This is a genomic window from Arthrobacter sp. BF1 (assembly GCF_056680215.1).
On sequence record NZ_CM155271.1, the window covers coordinates 2,187,424 to 2,205,894 of the forward strand.

The 18,471-nt window shown below is 63.8% G+C and carries 16 protein-coding genes; 4 read left to right on the forward strand and 12 right to left on the reverse strand.

The genetic code is table 11. The annotated features are described in order from the left end of the window. Positions 1-3 precede the first annotated feature (3 nt). From ctaC to AC1MCD_RS10270, 3 genes are all read right to left on the reverse strand, one after another. Positions 4-876, reverse strand: a complete 873-nt coding sequence (ctaC, locus tag AC1MCD_RS10260; protein WP_498671643.1) for an aa3-type cytochrome oxidase subunit II — start codon at positions 874-876, stop codon at positions 4-6. A 186-nt stretch (positions 877-1,062) separates the two neighbouring features. Next, positions 1,063-1,452: a HesB/IscA family protein gene (locus AC1MCD_RS10265; protein ID WP_498671645.1), complete on the reverse strand. Its 390-nt coding sequence runs from the start codon at positions 1,450-1,452 to the stop codon at positions 1,063-1,065. Positions 1,453-1,634: 182 nt separating this feature from the next. Continuing rightward, positions 1,635-3,095, reverse strand: coding sequence for a dipeptidase (locus tag AC1MCD_RS10270; RefSeq protein WP_498671647.1), 1,461 nt, complete (start codon positions 3,093-3,095; stop codon positions 1,635-1,637). Positions 3,096-3,148: 53 nt separating this feature from the next. Here AC1MCD_RS10270 and AC1MCD_RS10275 point away from each other — a divergent pair, with 53 nt between their 5' ends. Then, complete coding sequence (locus AC1MCD_RS10275) at positions 3,149-3,751, forward strand: DUF3043 domain-containing protein (protein ID WP_498671649.1); 603 nt, start codon at positions 3,149-3,151, stop codon at positions 3,749-3,751. 87 nt (positions 3,752-3,838) lie between these two features. Here AC1MCD_RS10275 and AC1MCD_RS10280 read toward each other — a convergent pair whose 3' ends face one another. After that, complete coding sequence (locus AC1MCD_RS10280) at positions 3,839-4,909, reverse strand: quinone-dependent dihydroorotate dehydrogenase (RefSeq protein ID WP_498671651.1); 1,071 nt, start codon at positions 4,907-4,909, stop codon at positions 3,839-3,841. Positions 4,910-4,984: 75 nt separating this feature from the next. On the opposite strand from AC1MCD_RS10280, the gene AC1MCD_RS10285 reads away from it, so the two are divergent. Both AC1MCD_RS10285 and AC1MCD_RS10290 read left to right on the forward strand, forming a co-directional pair. Then, a complete protein-coding gene (locus AC1MCD_RS10285; protein ID WP_498671653.1) occupies positions 4,985-6,025 on the forward strand; it encodes an alpha/beta hydrolase in 1,041 nt (346 codons plus the stop codon). A gap of 140 nt (positions 6,026-6,165) precedes the next feature. Continuing rightward, the gene (locus AC1MCD_RS10290) at positions 6,166-7,140 is read left to right on the forward strand and encodes an alpha/beta hydrolase (RefSeq protein ID WP_498671655.1); all 975 of its coding nucleotides are present in this window, start codon (positions 6,166-6,168) and stop codon (positions 7,138-7,140) included. Here the strand turns inward: AC1MCD_RS10290 and AC1MCD_RS10295 are convergent. The 3 genes from AC1MCD_RS10295 to leuA all read right to left on the reverse strand — a co-directional run bounded on the left by AC1MCD_RS10295 (position 7,101) and on the right by leuA (position 10,508). Beyond that, on the reverse strand, positions 7,101-7,925 hold the full coding sequence (locus AC1MCD_RS10295; RefSeq protein WP_498671657.1) for an isoprenyl transferase: 825 nt from the start codon (positions 7,923-7,925) through the stop codon (positions 7,101-7,103). The genes AC1MCD_RS10290 and AC1MCD_RS10295 overlap by 40 nt on opposite strands. Positions 7,926-7,927: 2 nt before the next feature. After that, positions 7,928-8,680 carry a DNA repair protein RecO gene (recO, locus tag AC1MCD_RS10300; protein ID WP_498671659.1) on the reverse strand — a complete coding sequence of 251 codons (753 nt, stop codon included), beginning with the start codon at positions 8,678-8,680 and terminating at the stop codon, positions 7,928-7,930. Between the two features lie 85 nt (positions 8,681-8,765). Beyond that, a complete protein-coding gene (gene leuA, locus AC1MCD_RS10305; RefSeq protein ID WP_498671661.1) occupies positions 8,766-10,508 on the reverse strand; it encodes a 2-isopropylmalate synthase in 1,743 nt (580 codons plus the stop codon). Between the two features lie 251 nt (positions 10,509-10,759). Here leuA and AC1MCD_RS10310 point away from each other — a divergent pair, with 251 nt between their 5' ends. Next, a complete protein-coding gene (locus AC1MCD_RS10310; RefSeq protein ID WP_498671663.1) occupies positions 10,760-12,712 on the forward strand; it encodes a M13 family metallopeptidase in 1,953 nt (650 codons plus the stop codon). 67 nt (positions 12,713-12,779) lie between these two features. Here AC1MCD_RS10310 and AC1MCD_RS10315 read toward each other — a convergent pair whose 3' ends face one another. The 5 genes from AC1MCD_RS10315 to AC1MCD_RS10335 form a co-directional block, all read right to left on the reverse strand. After that, positions 12,780-14,345: an LCP family protein gene (locus AC1MCD_RS10315; protein WP_498671666.1), complete on the reverse strand. Its 1,566-nt coding sequence runs from the start codon at positions 14,343-14,345 to the stop codon at positions 12,780-12,782. Between the two features lie 96 nt (positions 14,346-14,441). After that, a complete protein-coding gene (gene era / locus AC1MCD_RS10320; RefSeq protein ID WP_498671668.1) occupies positions 14,442-15,416 on the reverse strand; it encodes a GTPase Era in 975 nt (324 codons plus the stop codon). Beyond that, positions 15,400-16,731 carry a hemolysin family protein gene (locus AC1MCD_RS10325; protein ID WP_498671670.1) on the reverse strand — a complete coding sequence of 444 codons (1,332 nt, stop codon included), beginning with the start codon at positions 16,729-16,731 and terminating at the stop codon, positions 15,400-15,402. The genes era and AC1MCD_RS10325 overlap by 17 nt, the downstream gene beginning before the upstream one ends. Next, positions 16,728-17,201, reverse strand: a complete 474-nt coding sequence (gene ybeY / locus AC1MCD_RS10330) for an rRNA maturation RNase YbeY (protein ID WP_498671672.1) — start codon at positions 17,199-17,201, stop codon at positions 16,728-16,730. Before ybeY ends, AC1MCD_RS10325 begins: the two co-directional genes overlap by 4 nt. Further along, entirely contained in the window at positions 17,198-18,283 is a 1,086-nt protein-coding gene (locus AC1MCD_RS10335; RefSeq protein ID WP_190988338.1) for a PhoH family protein, read from the reverse strand. The genes ybeY and AC1MCD_RS10335 overlap by 4 nt, the downstream gene beginning before the upstream one ends. Positions 18,284-18,471: the final 188 nt, after the last annotated feature.

Below are 18,471 nucleotides of genomic sequence, written 5' to 3' on the forward strand. Positions count from 1 at the left end.
CCCCTACTTCGTTTCGTTCAGGTTCGGGTTGCGGTCATACTCTGCGCCAAGGAGGCCCGTGTTTCCTGCGGCCTTGAGCTTGTCCATGTGAGCCTGGAATTCTGCTTCGGAGACAACCTTGACGCGGAACAGCATTTCGGAGTGGTACTCGCCGCAGAGTTCTGCGCATTTGCCGTCGTAGGTTCCCTCCTTAGTGGGAGTGAACCGGATGTAGTTGGTCTTACCCGGGATCATGTCGCGCTTCTGAAGGAAGGCGGGAACCCAGAAAGAGTGGATGACGTCGCGTGCATTGAGTTCCAGGTCAACGGACTTATTAACCGGCAAGTAGAGCGTCGGAAGAGCTTCCTTGTCGATGGTGTTGCCCGTCAGGTGCGCCTGAACGCCTGCTTCGTAGAGGTCTTCCTCGATGACGTTGCCGGACTTGTAGTTGAAGTCCCATGCCCACTGCTTGCCACGGACGTCAACAACGACATCTGCCGGCTGTGAGCGGTCATCGATGGCCTGCTGGTCGCGGTCAGTGAAGTAGAAGAACACCAGGACCATGAAAATCGGAATGGTCAGGTAGAACACCTCAAGCGGGAGGTTAAAGCTGATCTGCTTCGGGAACCCTACGGTTCCCTTGCGGCGGCGGTAGGCAACAAGGCACCAGACGATCAAGCCCCACGTAATGATGCCCACAACGAGGGCGGCAATCCATGAGTTGACCCAGAGGTCCATGATCCGGTCAGTGTGATTGGTGGTGCCACGCTCGGTGGGCAGCCACCCCCTCGATACCTCTGGCGAACATCCAGTCAAAACCAACGCGCCGGCAACTGCCAAGCCTGAGATCGATGTGATCGTTTTGCGTCGGCTGCCGGTTCGGTTCTGCGAACTCACAGACGGCCCTTCCTACTTGTTGCTGTTGCCCGGCGGCTCTATCGCCTTCCGGGCACACTAAAAGTTTTACTACTCGGTGTAGAGCTTACCGCTCCGCCGGGCTTTTCGCCCACATGTCGGCGCCGTGCCGTCGTGCCGTTTTTGGCGGACGAAAAGCAGGCGCCGGCATCGGGCGAAAGGACCGGGTCAGTGGAATGAATCACCACATGCGCAGGAGCCTCCGGCATTGGGGTTGTCAATGGTGAAACCCTGCTTGGAGATGGTGTCTTCGAAGTCGATGCTCGCACCGCTGAGGTAAGGCACGCTCATCTTGTCCACCACAACTTCAACGCCGTCGTAGTCACGGACGGCATCGCCGTCGAGCAGACGCTCGTCAAAGTAGAGCTGGTAGATAAGTCCCGAGCAGCCGCCGGGCTGGACGGCCACACGGAGGCGGAGGTCTGTTCGGCCTTCCTGCTCCAGCAGGCTGCGGACCTTCCCTGCAGCGACGTCGGTCAGTTTGACCTCGTGCGCGGCCAGTTCTTCGCTGGCAGCGGCTGCGGTTTCGGTGGTGTTCTCGTTGGTTGCGGTGCTCATTTGGCCTACCTTTGGACGGTCCTGGCGGCTCCGCGTCAGCGGCGCCTGCCCCTACAGATACGGTATGGGCTATAGCTACATGCTACTTCGGTCAGACGTGTAGCTCTAACTGCAAATGTAACCGTTGGTATCCGGTCATTTGTTCCCGACGGCCGCGGTTCAGCAGCATCAGCCGCGGCTGCTCACGCGAGGCCGTCGGCATTGAGCCGCGCCAGAAGCAGCGCTTCGGCCACTACGGCGTTTTTGAAGTCACCGATGTGCAGCGACTCGTTGGCGCTGTGCGCGCGTGAATCCGGGTCCTCCACGCCCGTGACCAGGATCTGGACCTCGGGGTACACGTCCACCAGGTCGGAGATGAACGGGATCGATCCGCCGATGCCCATCTCCACCGCAGGGACGCCCCACGCCTCCCCCAACGCCCACATGGCGGACTTCGCCGCCGCCGACGACGTATCGGCGAGGAACGAATTGCCGCTCTCGCCCGGTGTGAACACCACCTTCGCACCAAAGGGTGCGTTAGCCTCGACGTGCCGCCGTACGGCATCCATGGCCGCTGCCGGCTCCTGGCCGGGAGCCAGCCGCAGGCTGAACTTTGCACGGGCCCGCGGCAGGAGGGTATTGGATGCCACGTCAACTGCCGGCGCGTCGAACCCGATAATGGATAGGGCCGGCTTGGTCCACATCCGCGCAGCGATGCTTCCCGTGCCAGCCAGGCGGACGCCGTCGAGCACTGACGAATCGGCACGGTACTCCGCTTCCGTGAGGTCCACACCGGCGTTGTCATAGGAGACCAGGCCATCGATGGCCACGTTGCCCTCAGCATCGTGGAGTGTGGCGATCAGCCGGGACAGCAGGGTGGGCGCATCCAGCACCGGGCCGCCGAACATTCCTGAATGGACAGCATGTTCGAGCACTTGGACTTCCATGGTGCCGTCCACGAGGCCGCGCAGGCTGGTGGTCAGGGCGGGTACGCCCACTTTCCAGTTGCTGGAGTCTGCAACGACTATCACGTCTGCCCGTAGCAACTCCTGATGCGTCTCGAGGAACGTGCGGAAGGTCGGTGAGCCGGCTTCCTCTTCGCCTTCGAAAAAGAACGTGACGCCGAGGCCGAACTCGTTGCCCACAACCTCGGACACCGCAGTGTAGGCCGCCACGTGGGCCATGATCCCGGCTTTGTCGTCAGCTGCACCGCGCCCGTACAGCCGTCCGTTGCGTTCGACGGCGGCAAACGGCTCGGACTCCCAGAGCGCGGGATCCCCGGGCGGCTGTACGTCATGGTGGGCGTAGAGGAGGATGGTCGGTTTCCCTGCCGCGGCCGGACGCCGGGCGACGACGGCGGGGCCTCCCGGGGTGCCGTCCTCCTTGTTGCTGCGGAGGATCTGCACGTCGTCGAGCCCCGCACTGCGGAGCAGGTCTGCCACGGCAGCGGCGCTGGCATCCAAAGGTGCCGGATCAAAACTTGGCCACGCGATGCCGGGGATGGCCACCAGATCTTTGAGTCGGTTAAGGGTGGTATCGAAGGAACTGGCTACGGCCTGGCGCAGCCCGGTCCCGTCGACGGACCGGATGGAGGGGCCTGAACCGGGGGTGCCGGCGTCGGGAGTTCTGGCGTCGTAGGGTGTTGGCGCTGGATTGGGTGTCATGGCGATCACAATACCCGCGCGGAATCCATTAGGCCGCAAGGTATTCTGTTCAAGTGTTCGGACGTAAAAAGGAAGCGCCTACGGCGCAGGAATCAATAGACCAGCAGGCCGCTGAAGCGGCAGCCCGGCAGGATGCCGCGTTTGGCAAGGGTGCGCCAACTCCCAAACGCAAGGATCAGGAGGCGGCCCGGAAGAGGCCCCTGGTGCCGGAGGACCGGAAGGCCTCCAAAGCGGCTGAGCGCCAAGCTGTTCAGGACCAGCGGGCCAAAATGCGCCAGGCCCTGGACACCGGTGACGAGAAATTCCTCCCGGTTCGCGATAAAGGCCCGCAGAAGCGTTATGCCCGCGACTACGTTGATGCGCGCTTCAGCCTCGGCGAGTACCTGATGTTCGGCGCCCTGGTGTTTGTGATTATCTCCCTGATTGTGCCGGCGTCCAGCGAGCAGATGGTCTATGTCCTGGGCGGCTTCTGGGTAATGTTCCTGGCCGTATTTGTTGATGTGTTCATTCTGTCCCGCCAGCTCCGCAAGAAACTCACGGCTAAGTTTGGTGAAGTTGAGCGCGGTACCGTCTGGTACGGCTCAATGCGTTCGATGCAGTTCCGCAAACTGCGGCTGCCCAAGCCCCTTGTGAAGCGCGGGCAGTACCCCTCCTGATCGGTCAGCCTGACCTGTCAGCTCCTCGTGAGCAAAAAGAATCCCCGGCGGACGGACCGCCGGGGATTTTTTTCTGCCGCTCAGCGGTCAGCGCCGGCGCATTGTGGCCAGTTCACGGTTAATCCGCGCTGCCCAGAAGGGACCTTCGTAGAGGAACGCCGTGTAGCCCTGGACCAGGGTTGCCCCGGCCGCCAGCCGTTCCTGGACATCGTTCGCCGTTTCGACCCCGCCCACGGCCACCAGGGTGATCTCGCCGCCGGTGGCTTCCTTGAGCCGGCGGAGGACTTCAAGGGACCGCTGCTTCAGCGGTGCCCCGGACAAGCCGCCGGCACCGCATTCCTCCACCTTTGCTGCCGGTGACTTAAGGCCTGAGCGCCCGATGGTGGTGTTGGTGGCGATAATTCCGTCCAACTTCAGGTCCAGCGCGAGCCGCGCAACGTCGTCGATGTCCTCGTCACTCAGGTCAGGGGCAATCTTCACCAGCAGCGGGACATGGCGCCCCGCAGCTTTGTCGGCTTCCTCCCCCACCGCGGCCAGCAACGGACGAAGGGTCTGGACGTCCTGGAGAAGACGGAGCCCGGGCGTGTTGGGCGAGCTGACGTTGACCACCAGGTAGTCGGCAGCCGGGGCGAGGCTCCGGGCGCTGATGAGATAGTCGGCCACGGCATCGCCCAGTTCCACCACCTTGCTCTTCCCGATATTCACCCCGATCACCGGGCGAATGGTGGGGTGCTTACGCTGGAGTGCTGCCCGTGCAGCTTTGAGGCGTGGCTCGACGGCGGCCGCACCGTCATTGTTGAAACCCATCCTGTTGATGACCGCGCGGTCTTCGATCAGGCGGAAGAGGCGCGGTTTTTCGTTGCCGGGCTGCGCCTGGCCCGTGATGGTGCCTACTTCGACATGGCCGAAGCCGAGTTCCGTCAGGGCTTCGATGCCCAGTCCCTCTTTGTCGAAACCGGCTGCAAGGCCGAAAGGGGACGGGAAGGTCACGCCAAAGGCAGTGGTCTGCAGGGACGGCGCAGGCGCCATAAACCGCTGAAGCAGCCGCCCCGCACCGGAACGGTGGGCAAGTTTGATCCCTTTGAATCCGATCTTGTGGGCGCGTTCGGCGTCCATCCATGAAAAGGCCAGCTTAAAGAAAGTCGGATATACGCGCATGGCTCTAGTTTTCCTTCTTGGGCGGTGCAGACCAAACCAGGCCGTTATAGATGGTTGCCCGGCTACCATAAAGCCATGGAGTGGCAGCCTGACATCCTCGGTACGGGCTTCGAAGCCTGCACGTTCGAAGCATCGGGAGCCGACGGCGTCCGGCGGACCGCTACACTCGTCCGATTTCGCCCCGGCGTGGGCGAGCCCGACACATATCAGCGCGCCAAGCAGCACCCCGGCACACACCAGGCACCACGACGGACGGTGTTGTTCCTGCACGGCTGGAGCGACTATTTCTTCAACGTTGACCTTGCGCGCTTCTGGACGAGCAACGGTTACCAGTTCTACGCGCTGGACATGCACAACCACGGGCGTAGCCTGCGCCCCGAGGCGCCGGGCGGCTACGTGGCAGATCTGGCAGACTATGACGCCGAAATCGGCCAGGCCATGGCCATCATCCGGGCCGATCCAGGCGGCCCGAATCAACCACAACTGACGCTCATGGGCCATTCCACCGGCGGCCTGGTGGCTGCGTTGTGGGTCAGCCACCACCCCGGAACAGTCTCGCACCTGATACTAAACAGCCCGTGGCTCGAGATGCATGGGAGCGCGTTCGTCCGCTATGCAGCGTCCACTATGGTGCGACCGGTGGCGCGCTTCCGGCCCGAGGCGATCCTGAGGCTGCCCGAACGGGGATTCTATTGGCGGACGATCAGCAGTTCAGCGGATGGAGAGTGGGCCCTTGACGACAGATTCCGGCCGCCCATGGCTTTCCCGCTGCGCGCCGGTTGGCTGAGCGCCGTCCTGTCCGGCCATGCGCAGGTGGCCCGGGGACTGGGCATTGACATCCCTATCTTGGTCCTGCTCTCGCGGGGCAGCGCCACGGGGCCATTCTGGACCGAGGAGATGCGGCGGACGGACGCCGTACTGGACGTGAACATCATCGCCCTCAGGGCGCTCACGCTGGGGCGCACCGTTACTGTCGAACGGATTGAAGGCGCGCTTCACGACGTCTTCCTCTCACCTGCCGAAGTGCGGGCGGACGCATATGCCCGGCTTTCCCGGTGGTTGCGCGGCTACGGCACCCCTGCACCCGACGTCACAGATCCCGGACCCGTCGCATGACCGGGCCGATCTCTGGCATCGAGCGGATATCCGGCATTGGACCGATGCCTGGCGTTGAACCGGCAACGGAACCCGATCCAGAACCGGGCGCACACCCCTGGGCCGAAGATTTCCTGGGCCCTTCCTTTCAGTTTCGACCGTTGTCCTTGGCTCCCGACGACGAAGGGGACGTTGTTGCCACCCTCATCCGGCACACCGCCAAAGCGGCGGCGGACGCTACGGACCACAACGACCGGCCCGACGTCCAGGTGGTGCTTTACCTGCACGGCTGGGCCGACTATTTTCTACAGGTGGAATTGGCGGAACGGCTTTCAGCACGGGGTCTCCATTTTTACGCACTGGACCTCAGAAAGTTCGGGCGAAGCCTGCGTGAGGGGCAGACCCCCGGCTACGCGGCGGATCTCAAGGTTTACGACGAGGACCTGTCGGCTGCAATGACGGCAATCGGGGCCGACCTCTCACATCTAACCAGGCCTGGCGTATCCCCCACAGTCCACCTGTTGGCGCATTCCTTCGGCGGCCTCGTCGCAGCAATGTGGGCGGACCGCCATCCGGGCGCGCTGGGCACCCTCATCCTCAACGCCCCGTGGCTGGAGCTCCAGGGCAGCAGCCTGGTACGGAACCTCGCCATGCATTTGGTGGAGCCGGTAGCCCGGGCCGATCCAAAGCTCCCCTTCCGCTTACCCGAGATGCCCGGCTACTGGCAAAGCGTCAGCAAAGAAGCGCACGGTGAATGGCAGCTCCATCCTGTTTGGCGGCCAGCCGCATCGTTTCCCATCAGGGCAGGCTGGGCGAAGGCGGTCCTGGCCGGGCACGCCGCCGTCGCGAAGGGCCTGGACATCACGGCGCCTGTACTCATATTGCTCTCAGACCGGACCAGGATCCAGGCTGAATGGGGCGAGGAGCTGATGCACGCCGACGCCGTGATCGATGTTGAAGAGACCGCCACCCGGGCCCTTCGACTCGGGCGAAGGGTAGCGGTGTTTCGATATCCCGGCGCGATCCACGATGTCTTCCTCTCCCAGCGACGGATCCGTGAGGAGGCCTACCGGGACGTTGCCTGCTGGGTGCAGTCCTACCCCTGGGTGGAAGCTGCGTCCACAGCGCCGCCGTAGCGCCGGTCCCGCTGGGCGTATATCTCCACGGCCTCCCAAAGCGTCCGACGGTCCACATCCGGCCACAGGGTGTCCATAAAGACGAACTCAGCGTACGCCGACTGCCACAGCAGGAAGTTGGAGAGCCGCTGCTCCCCCGAGCTACGCAGGAACAGGTCAACATCGGGCAGGTCCGGTTCGTCCAGGAACTTCTGGATGGTCTTCTCCGAGATTGACCCGGGCTTAAGCCGGCCCGCCGCCACTTCGACGGCGATGGCGGAGACCGCGTCCGTGATCTCGGCCCGGCCGCCGTAATTAACACACATGGTCAACGTACAGGTGCTGTTTCCGGCGGTGAACTCCTCAGCCTCTTCGAGTTCGCGGATGACCGATCCCCACAGCTTGGGCCGGCGTCCGGACCAGCGGACCCGGACACCCCAGTCGTCCAGCTGGTTGCGTTGCCTGCGAAGCACGTCCTTGTTAAAACCCATAAGGAAGCGGACTTCCTCCGGAGAGCGGCGCCAGTTCTCCGTGGAGAAGGCGTAAACACTCACGTACTCGATGCCGAGTTCGATGGCGCCGGCCACCACATCGAGCAGGGCGGGCTCGCCGGCTTTGTGACCTTCGATCCGCGGAAGTCCGCGCTGGTTGGCCCAGCGGCCGTTACCGTCCATCACGATAGCCACATGGCGGGGGATGAATTCGGCCGGGATCGCCGGCGCAACCGCGCCGGACGGATGCGGGTACGGTGCCACCACGGGGGCCGTCCGTGTCCGCGGGGGATTCTTCTTTTTTCCCAAAGCCACTGTCAGCCACGCTCCACATGTTTGAGGGATTTCAGGACACGCTCAAGGTGCCATTGCAGGTATGCGGCCACCAGCCCGGCGGCTTCCCGACGGTGCGGCACTTCCGAACCGTCCGCCGTCGTCCAATCCCCTGTCAGCAGGGCACCCAACAATGTGACGGTTTCCGCTGCCGGAGCAGGTGAACCGGGGGGACGGCAGTCCGCGCAGACCATACCGCCGAGGGGAGCCGAAAACGCAGTATGAGGTCCGGGGCGGCCGCAGCGGGCGCAGCCCGTGAAGCTCGGCGCCCAGCCGCCGGTAGCGAGGGCCCGCAGCAGGTACGAATCCAGGATCAGCCCCGCCGCGTGGTCACCCCTGCTGAGGGACGCCAAAGCCCCCACCAGAAGGTTGTATTGGGCGGTGCCCGCCTCGCCGTCGACGTCGGTCAGCTTCTCGGCTGTTTCCGTCATGGCCGCAGCAACGGTGTACCGTCCATAGTCTGCGGCGATGTTACTGCCGTAGGCGCCTTTGGCAACGGCCTGGGTGACGATGTCCAGCGTCTTTCCGGAGACAAGCTGGAGGTCCGCGACCATGAAGGGTTCCAGCCGGGCGCCGAACTTGCTGCTGGTGCGCCGCACGCCCTTGGCGACCGCCCGAATCTGGCCGTGGTGCTTGGTCAGGAGGGTGATGATGCGGTCTGCTTCGCCCAGCTTGTGGGTACGCAGCACCACGGCGTCATCGCGGTAGGACCGCGCAGCAAAGGATTGTTGGACCACGGTTAATCTTCGCACTGTGTTCCGGAAAGCCGGCCATGCCGGTGCGTTGCGCGCCGTGACTTACGGCGCGCAACGCTATTCCGGATCAGGCGCGGGAATCCCTGATGGCACGGTTGACAGCGGAAATCACTGCTTTCAGCGAGGATGTGCTGGTGTTGGCGTCCATACCGACGCCCCACAGGACCCGCTCCCCCACCGCGCACTCGACGTAGGCCGCAGCAGAGGCGTTTCCGCCTTCGGAGAGTGCGTGTTCGCTGTAGTCCAGAACCCGGACGTCCACGCCGTCGTCATGCAGGATGCTCAGCAGCGCGGCGATGGGCCCGTTTCCGGTGCCGGTGCGGCGGGCCTGGACACCATCCACGGTGAGGGAGGCGTGCAGGGTGGTCTGACTGCCGTCGTGATCGGTCTCCGTGCTGAAGGAACCCAGGGAATAACGGCCCCACTGGCTGTCCGCCTGGTTGGAGGGCAGGTACTCGTCCTGGAAAATCTGCCAGAGCTGGGATCCGGTGACTTCACCGCCCACGGTGTCGGTGCGCTTCTGGATTACGCCGGAGAATTCGATCTGGGCGCGGCGTGGCAGGTCCAGGCTGTGCTCGTTCTTGAGCAGATAGGCCACGCCTCCTTTGCCGGACTGCGAGTTCACACGGATGACGGCCTCGTAGCTGCGGCCCAGGTCCTTCGGGTCAACGGGCAGGTACGGGACGGCCCAGGTGAAGTCCTCAACGGCCTTGCCGGCGGCGGCGGCATCCCGTTCCAGTGCCTCGAAGCCCTTCTTGATGGCGTCCTGGTGCGAGCCGGAAAAAGCGGTGAACACAAGGTCCCCGCCATACGGGGTGCGCTCGGCGACCGGCAGCTGGTTGCAGTACTCCACGGTTCGCCGGATCTCGTCGATGTTGGAGAAATCGATCATGGGATCGATGCCCTGGACGAACATATTCAGGCCCAGGGTGACCAGGTCCACGTTGCCGGTCCGCTCGCCGTTGCCGAACAGGCAGCCCTCGATCCGGTCTGCACCGGCCAGGTAACCCAGCTCGGCTGCGGCAACGCCGGTGCCGCGGTCGTTGTGCGGGTGCAGGGACAGAATGATGCCTTCGCGAGGGTGCAGGTGGCGGTGCATCCACTCGATGGAATCGGCGTAGACGTTCGGGGTGGCCATTTCCACCGTGGCGGGCAGGTTGATGATGACCTGCCGGTCGGCGGAAGCTTCGAACACGTCAGCTATGGCGTTGCAGACCCTGACGGCGTATTCGAGTTCGGTGCCGGTGAACGATTCAGGGGAGTATTCGTACGTGATGTGGGTGTCGACGAGGGTTTCCTCGTACTTCTTGCACAGCCGGGCGCCCTGCAGCGCGATGTCCAGGATCCCGTCCTCGTCCTGGTTAAACACCACGCGGCGCTGCAGGACGGACGTGGAGTTGTACAGGTGGACGATGGCCTGCCTGGCGCCAACCAGCGATTCGTAGGTCCGCTCGATCAGCTGCTCGCGGGCCTGGGTGAGCACCTGGATGGTGACGTCGTCCGGGATGTGGTTGCCCTCGATGAGCTGGCGGACGAAGTCGAAGTCGGTCTGCGAGGCGGACGGGAAGCCCACCTCGATCTCCTTGTAGCCCATGCGGACCAGCAGGTCGAACATCTTCATCTTGCGGGCGGGGCTCATGGGATCAATCAGTGCCTGGTTGCCGTCACGCAGATCAACGGCGCACCAGCGCGGGGCTTTGGTAATGATCTTGTCCGGCCACGTGCGGTCAGGCATTTCAACGGTGATCTGGTCCTGGAAGGGCAGGTACCGGTGGGCGGGCATTCCAGAGGTCTTCTGTGCGTTTCGCATTACTATCGGGGCCTTTTCTGTGGTTCATATGTGAAAGGGTGGCCGGGCAACACAAACTCCGCGACGAGGATGGGCCTTGCGCTAGATCGCGTCTGAGGCCTCGCCGCGGCAGCTAAGAAGCAGTTCTGCGCGCACCATTTGAGAGTAACACGGGTGCGTAAGATGAAGGAGCACCACCTCCAGCAACGTCCACCATGCAGACGCCGCACCGGTGCCAGCGCCGCCGCGGCATGTCACACGAAGGAGCTTCTGTGCCCATCTCGGGGATCGATCTGTCCAACATTGACCACGGCGTCAGGCCTCAGGATGACCTGTACCAGCACGTCAACGGGTCCTGGCTCAAGGCCACCGAAATTCCGGATGACCGGCCGCTCGAGGGAACATTCACTGCATTGCGCGACGGCGCGGAAATCGCGGTCCGGGACATCATTGAGGAGGCTGCCGCCAAAGGCGAGGCCGCCACCGGGATAGAGCGGAAAGTCGGCGAGCTGTACAACAGCTTCATGGATGAGGCCACGGTGGAGGCCAAGGGCATGGATCCCATCCGGGCCCGGCTCGCCGAGGTATTCGCCACCACCTCAGTGTCCGACCTTGTGGCGCTGGCCGGGCGGCTCTTCCGCTCCGACGTTTCAGGGCTTTTCTACATCTACCCTGCACCGGACGCGGGTAATCCGGACCGCGTACTGCTGTACACCGGCCAGGGTGGCCTTGGCTTGCCCGATGAGTCGTATTACCGCGAAGAAAAGTTCGCCCCCATGGTCTCCGCATACCAGGGGTATGTCCGGAACATGTTTAGCCTGGCGGGAGTGGACGAGGCCGAGTCGGCGGCCGGCCGCGTTGTTGCCCTTGAAACCAGCCTGGCCTCCCACCACTGGGACAACGTCACGCTGCGGGACCCGCAAAAGACGTACAACCTGAAGTCGTCCGATGAGGCAGCCGCCCTGTTCCCGCTCCTGGGGACATGGTTCGAGGCTGCGGGGATCGCAGCCGCCAAGCGGGACGAAATTGTGGTCAGCACTCCGGACTTTTTCAGCGGGGCCGCGGCCCTGCTCGAATCCGAGCCACTGGCGGTGTGGCAGGAGTGGCTGGCGCTGCGGGTCATCAACGCGGCCGCGCCCTATCTGTCCGCCGAGTTCGTGGATGCCAACTTCGCCTTCTACGGAACAACCATTAGCGGCACGCCGCGCAACAAGGACCGCTGGAAGCGTGCAGTCGCCGTCGTCGAGGCCGCACTGGGTGAAGCCGTCGGGCAGATCTACGTGTCCCAGCACTTCCCCGAATCGCACAAGGCGCGCATGCAGACTCTCGTGGCCAACCTGACCGAGGCCTACCGGCGGAGCATCACCGGACTGGACTGGATGGGCGAGGACACCAAGGCCGAGGCACTCCGGAAGCTGGCAGCCTTCCGCGCCAAGATCGGCTACCCGGACAAGTGGATTGATTACTCAGCAGTGGAGATCGATCCCGCCGATCTCCTCGGCAACGTGGAGCGCGCCCATAACGCCGACGTCGACCGTCACCTCGATGAGGTGGGTAAGCCCGTGGACCACGACAAGTGGCTCATGACCCCGCAAACGGTGAACGCCTACTACCACCCGATGCTGAACGAGATTGTCTTCCCCGCAGCCATCCTGCAGCCGCCGTTCTTCACGGCCGACGCCGACGACGCCGTAAACTACGGCGGGATCGGGGCTGTGATTGGCCACGAGATCGGCCACGGTTTTGACGACCAGGGTTCACAGTTCGACGGCGGCGGTGCGCTGCGGAATTGGTGGTCCGAGGATGACCGCAAGGCCTTCGAGGAACTGACCGCCAAGCTGGTGGCCCAGTACGACGCCCTTTCCCCCTATGCGGCCCCCGGGCACAACGTCAACGGCAAGCTCACGCTGGGGGAAAACATCGGCGACCTCGGCGGTTTGACCATCGCCTACAAGGCCTACCTGCTCAGCCTGGACGGCAAGGAACCGGAGGTGTTGGACGGGCTGACGGGACAGCAGCGCTTCTTTGCCTCCTGGGCAGCGGGCTGGCGCCAGGTGATCCGGCCCGAGGAAGCCATCCGCAGGCTCGCCACGGATCCCCACTCCCCCAACGAGTTCCGGACCAATGCCATCGCCAAAAACCTCGATGCCTTCCATGAGGCTTTCGGCGTGACCGAAGAGGACGGCATGTGGATGTCGCGGCAGGAACGCGTCAGCATCTGGTAGTCCATCTGCCGGTCGCACAAAGAGGCGGGGCCCGTTGGCCCCGCCTCTTTTGTCATCTTCGCTGCAGTCAGCCCTTGACTATCAGGAATGGATTGGCCTGCTGGCACAGGCTGTCGCGTGCGGTCTGGTTGACGATGTCCTCCGGCAGTGCGACGGTGCCCGCGCCGGCGCCGTAGGTGACCCCAGAGGTGAAGTCGGTTCCCAGATACGCCTGCACCCCAACTACGCCGGGCGCGGACTGCACCTGTGCGGCTGGAATCCCCAGCAGGGCTGCCACGTCAGCGGCGACGTCGTTGAAGCCGGTCCCGAAGTACACCGCGCTTTGCGTCACCGGCGTGGCTGCAAACTGGCCGGTCTGCGTAAAGCCGCCGGTCACGAGCGCCTGCACGATTTCCTGGGCACGTCCGGGCACGCCACTGCCGTTCGCCACAGTAACCGGCTGGATGGCCTTGTTATAGGACGGTGCGGGCGGCGCGGTTTCAGTCGGCGCCGCCGAGGGCGTGGCGGGTTCCGAAGGCGCCGTGGGATCCGTGAGGTCAACGTCCTTTTGGAGGGCCGTGAACAATTGGGAGCCTGCCGGTTCGGCAATCTGGAGACGGTTGGGGTCTGAGAGGGCCGGGGTGGTGGGCACCGCTACGAAGGCCACCTTGCTGATGTCGATGTTCTTCAGCCGGTTGCCAATGGTGAGCAGCGATGGCACCGAGGAGAGCCCGTCATCGACGGTGAGGTTCTGGGTGACTGTGTCCGCGATGTTCAGCATTTTCGCCGGGTTGGACAGCGTGCCGTCGTCCTTGATCTTCCTTGTGAGCGATGACAGGAAGCCCTGCTGGGCTTTGATGCGGCCGAGGTCGCCGCCGTCGGCAAAGGCGTGCCGGGTCCGCAGGAACGCGAGTGCCATTTCCCCCTGGACGGAAGACGTGCCCGCCGGAAGCCGGAGGTGGGAATCCGGGTCATAGACGGCGTCGCTGATGCAGACATCCACGCCGCCCACGGTGTTGGAGAGCTCCTTGACGGCGTTGAAATCGGCCATCATGAAGTGGTCAACCTTCATGCCCGTCAGCTTGTTGACGGTATCAACGGCGCAGCCGATGCCGGCCTGCGACATTGCCTCGTTGATCATCACGCCGTTGAGGGCGGGAAAGGACATTTTGGTTTTCTGGTCGGTGCAATGCGGAATGTCCACTAGCAGGTCCCGGGGGAAACTGATGACGCTGACGCGCTTGTTATCGGCGGAAATGTCCATCAGCATCATGACGTCGGACTTGCCGTAGCCCTTGGAGTCCTCCACGGAGCCATATTCGGCGTTCTTGCCGTCCCTGGTATCCGAGCCGAGGATCAGGATCTGCATCCTGCCCGTTGAGTCGTTCCCTGCGTCTGTGCCGTCGCCCGCGCTGAGCGGTGCGGTGGTGATGTTCGACTGGAGGCGGAAGTACCAGTAACCGGCGAAGCCGAGGCCGCCGAGCAGCACAACTGTCAGGACAGCTGTGGTCACCTTCAGCCACCTGGGCATGCGGCACTGTCCCCCGAAGTGCCGGGCTACGCCGACGGCACCGGCGTCCGCGTGCCGGGAGACCGGACCGGCTCCGGCTGACGCGCCAGCGCCGTACTCGCGATTATCGCGGCTTCGCCCCATGTGGTGTACCTTCCTCGAAAAATTCAATCCGACCCATTTTAGTCGCCAATTCTGGGAACTTCCCGATTACCGGCCGGGGCGGGGCGTGCTGCTGGGTCAGAACCCCAGTTTGACCAGCTGCTTGGGGTCCCGCTGCCAGTCCTTGGCGACCTTCACATGCAGGTCAAGGTAGATGCGGGCACCGAGCAGCGCTTCGATCGCCTTCCGTGCGTTGGTGCCAACCTCGCGGAGCCTGGCACCGCCCTTGCCGATGATGATGGCCTTCTGGGAAGGACGCTCCACATAAAGATTGACCCGGACATCCAGGAACGGCCGGTCCTCGGGCCGCCCCTCGCGCGGAACTATTTCATCGACGACGACGGCAAGGGAGTGCGGCAGTTCGTCACGGACGCCTTCGAGGGCTGCCTCCCGGATGAGCTCGGCGATCATCACTGCTTCCGGCTCGTCCGTCAGGTGCCCCTCCGGGTACAAAGGCGGCGACGGCGGCATGTGGCTGATGAGAACATCAGCGAGGGTTTCGACCTGGAAGCCGTCGGCGGCGGAGACCGGAACAATGTCCCTCCAGCCGTCCTCGCCGAGGACTTCCCGGCCCAACGCAGCGACGGCAAGAAGCTGCTCGGTGAGCGCCTGCCGGTCCACCAGGTCTGCCTTGGTCACAACGGCGATGACGGGCTTGCTGCCCAGCTGCGCCAACTGCGCAGCGATGTATTTGTCACCGGGGCCGATTTTCTCGTTAGCGGGGAGGCAGAAGCCGATCGCGTCGACTTCGGCCAGGGTGTCGGCCACCAGGTCATTAAGCCGTTTGCCGAGCAGGGTGCGGGGACGGTGCAGGCCCGGAGTGTCGACGAGGACCAACTGGGCGTCCTCCCGGTGGACAATGCCCCGGATGGTATGCCGGGTGGTCTGCGGCTTGGCGGAGGTGATGGCCACCTTCTGCCCCACCAAGGCGTTGGTCAGGGTCGATTTGCCCGCGTTGGGGCGCCCGACCAGGACGGAGAAACCGGCCCGGTAGCCGCCGTAGTCCGGTGTATCGGAGCCTTGGCTGGCCGGGCGGTTATTTTTCTTGCTCACGTGGAACTCCCTGCTGGGTTGCTTCCGCCTCGTCAAAGAGGTCTTCAAGGTCAGTGTCTATCTTGGGAACGGCGGCCGCAATGATGTGGCTGACCCGGTTGCGCCTGCCTTCGAGCCGTTCTGCGCGTAACGAGATGCCGTCCACTTCCACGTGGCTGCCGACTATTGGCACCCGGCCCAGGGCCTTGGCCAGCAGTCCACCCACAGTGTCCACCTCGTCGTCGTCGAGCTCGATGTCGAACAGCTCCCCCAGGTCATCAATGCTCATGCGGGCGCTGACGCGGAAGGCGCCGCCGCCCAGGGCCACGGCTTCGGCGCTTTCGGTGTCGTATTCGTCAACGATTTCGCCGACAATTTCCTCGATGAGGTCCTCGAGCGTCACCAGGCCGGCGGTGCCGCCATATTCGTCGATGACAATGGCCACGTGCGTCGATTCCTTCTGGAGTTCGCGCAGCAGCTCGCTCACCGGCTTGGACTCCGGAACGTACCGGACTTCGCGGGCCAGCGCTTCCACCGGGGGCTGTTCGTCGTCGGGGCCCAGTTCGTGGAGCGTCGCCGCCACATCCTTGAGGTAGACGATTCCCAGGATCTGGTCCGTGTTGTCGCCGATCACGGGGATGCGCGAATAGCCCGAACGGAGGAACATCGACATGGCCCGCCTGAGGCTGGAACCGGCGTCGATGCTAAGGATGTCCGTCCTGGGGACCATGACCGAGCGCACCAGGGTATCGCCGAAGTCAAAAACGGACTGGATCATTTCCGCTTCGTTGTCCTCGATCATGTCCGACTCGGAAGCACGGTCCACGAGTTCGCGGAATTCCTGCTCACTGAAAAACGCATCATCGCCCGCCGGTGCACCCGGTGCAGCCGCACTGCCGAGCGCCACGAGCCACTTCGGGATGGGGCCGAGGATCCAGGTCAGGAACCGGATGAGGGGCGCCGTGTACTGGACCACGGCACCCGAATGCAGCCTGCCGATCTGGCGGGGGGAAACCCCGACGATAACAAACCCCAACAGGGCCATGATCCCCGTGGCGGCCAAACCCGCGAGCCACACGTTGTCCAGCAGGCTGTGCAGCAGGACGGCGACGGCGACGGCCGACGCCATCTCGAACCAGATCCGCCAGAACCGCAGCGCCCTGATATGCGCCACCGGCTGGGCAAGGATGCGGCGCATGGCGTTGCCCCTGCTTTTGAGGAGCGCTTCCTCGGCGTCATGCCGGGGAAGGAAAGTGAACGCGGCGTCGGCAGCGGTCAGGAGGGCGGCGGTGCTAAGGAAAACCAGGGCCATGCCTACAAGGAGCAGGGGCGTCACTGCGTTGTCTCGGCGGGTGCGTCCTTGCCCGTGAATCCGGACAGTAACTGGCGCTGGAGGCCGAACATTTCTTCCTTCTCCTCAGGCTCAGCATGGTCGTAGCCCAGCAGGTGAAGAATGCCGTGCGTCGTCAGGAGCAGCATCTCGTCCTGCAGGCCGTGCCCGGCGTTGGCGGCCTGGACCTGTGCGACCTGGGGGCACACGGCGATGTCCCCAAGCATCCCCTGCGGCGTGGGCCGGTCAGGTGTCCCAGGAGTGAGCTCATCCATGGGAACCGAGAGCACGTCTGTTGATCCGGGCTCGTCCATGAGCTCAATGTGGAGCTTTTCCATGGCGGGTTCGTCCACCAGCAGGATGGAAAGCTCAGCCTGGGGGTGGATGAAAAGCTGTTCGAAAACGTACCGGGACAGCGCCACTAGCTCCGCTTCATCAACCTGGATGCCGGATTCGTTGTTCACTTCGATGCTCATGCGCGCTCCGCCCGTTTCTCACGGCTTACTGAGTGTTTGACCTTGTTTCGCTGGACATCGTCCCAAACGCTGTAGGCCCGGACGATGTCGCCCACCAGGCGGTGGCGGACCACGTCCGTGGAGTCCAGGACTGAGAAGTTGACGTCCTCAATGCCCTGCAGGATCTCCTCCACGATGCGCAGCCCCGAACGCGTCCCGAAGGGAAGGTCGACTTGGGTGACGTCGCCGGTGACCACCATCTTTGATCCGAAGCCGAGACGGGTCAGGAACATCTTCATCTGTTCCGGCGTGGTGTTCTGGGCCTCGTCCAGGATGATGAAAGCGTCGTTCAGGGTGCGCCCGCGCATATAGGCAAGCGGCGCAACCTCGATAGTCCCGGCGGCCATGAGGCGCGGGATCGATTCGGGGTCCATCATGTCGTGGAGCGCGTCGTAAAGCGGTCGCAGGTAGGGGTCGATCTTGTCACTGAGCGTGCCGGGCAGGAACCCCAGCCGCTCGCCGGCTTCGACGGCCGGACGGGTCAGGATGATGCGGCTGACTTCCTTCTGCTGCAGCGCCTGGACAGCCTTCGCCATGGCCAGGAAGGTCTTGCCGGTACCGGCGGGGCCGATTCCGAAGATCACCGTGTTGGCGTCGATCGCGTCAACATAGTTCTTCTGGTTCAGCGTCTTGGGCCGGATGGTCTTTCCCCGGCTGGACAGGATGTCATGGGTGAGGACATCCACGGGGTTCTGCAGGGACTGGCTGCGGAGCAACGCCACGAGCTGCTGCAGGACGGCGGGGCTGATCACGGTGCCGCGGGCCACAAGGCCGCGTACTTCATGCAGGAGGCGCATGATGCGGGGCACCTCGTTCGCCGGGCCGCTGATGGAGAGTTCGTTTCCGCGGACATGGAAGTTAACCGCCGGGAACTGTTCTTCGATGTACCGCAGGGCCTCGTCATGGCTGCCGAGCGATTGGACCATCTGATCGGAGTTGTCAAAGAGAACCACCTCCGTCCGGACACCGGGAAGTGAGTGGGGAAATTCTCCGGCGGCGCGCTCAGTGTTCAGCCGGCGCTTTCCGTTCGTTGATTCAGTCATGGTGCTGGCCCGCAGGCCCGTGGTCTCCTCCAGTTCGAACTTAATACCGCCGGATGCTGCGTGGGCGGGCTGTTGCCGAGCACGCAGGAGCCAGCGGTTCCTTCCATCTTACGCCAGCAGGGCCCTCGTCGTGGCGAGCCGGGGCACCGCCCACCGGTCATTCCCGGAGCCGGTGCCTGCGGGGTGCG

Bases quoted from the DNA above. Each gene is read 5' to 3' on its own strand.
- AC1MCD_RS10265 (WP_498671645.1), bottom strand. From the start codon at position 1,452: ATGAGCACCGCAACCAACGAGAACACCACCGAAACCGCAGCCGCTGCC.
- AC1MCD_RS10270 (WP_498671647.1), bottom strand. From the start codon at position 3,095: ATGACACCCAATCCAGCGCCAACACCCTACGACGCCAGAACTCCCGAC.
- AC1MCD_RS10280 (WP_498671651.1), bottom strand. From the start codon at position 4,909: ATGCGCGTATATCCGACTTTCTTTAAGCTGGCCTTTTCATGGATGGAC.
- AC1MCD_RS10285 (WP_498671653.1), top strand. From the start codon at position 4,985: ATGGAGTGGCAGCCTGACATCCTCGGTACGGGCTTCGAAGCCTGCACG.
- leuA (WP_498671661.1), bottom strand. From the start codon at position 10,508: ATGCGAAACGCACAGAAGACCTCTGGAATGCCCGCCCACCGGTACCTG.
- AC1MCD_RS10315 (WP_498671666.1), bottom strand. From the start codon at position 14,345: ATGGGGCGAAGCCGCGATAATCGCGAGTACGGCGCTGGCGCGTCAGCC.
- ybeY (WP_498671672.1), bottom strand. From the start codon at position 17,201: ATGAGCATCGAAGTGAACAACGAATCCGGCATCCAGGTTGATGAAGCG.
- AC1MCD_RS10335 (WP_190988338.1), bottom strand. From the start codon at position 18,283: ATGACTGAATCAACGAACGGAAAGCGCCGGCTGAACACTGAGCGCGCC.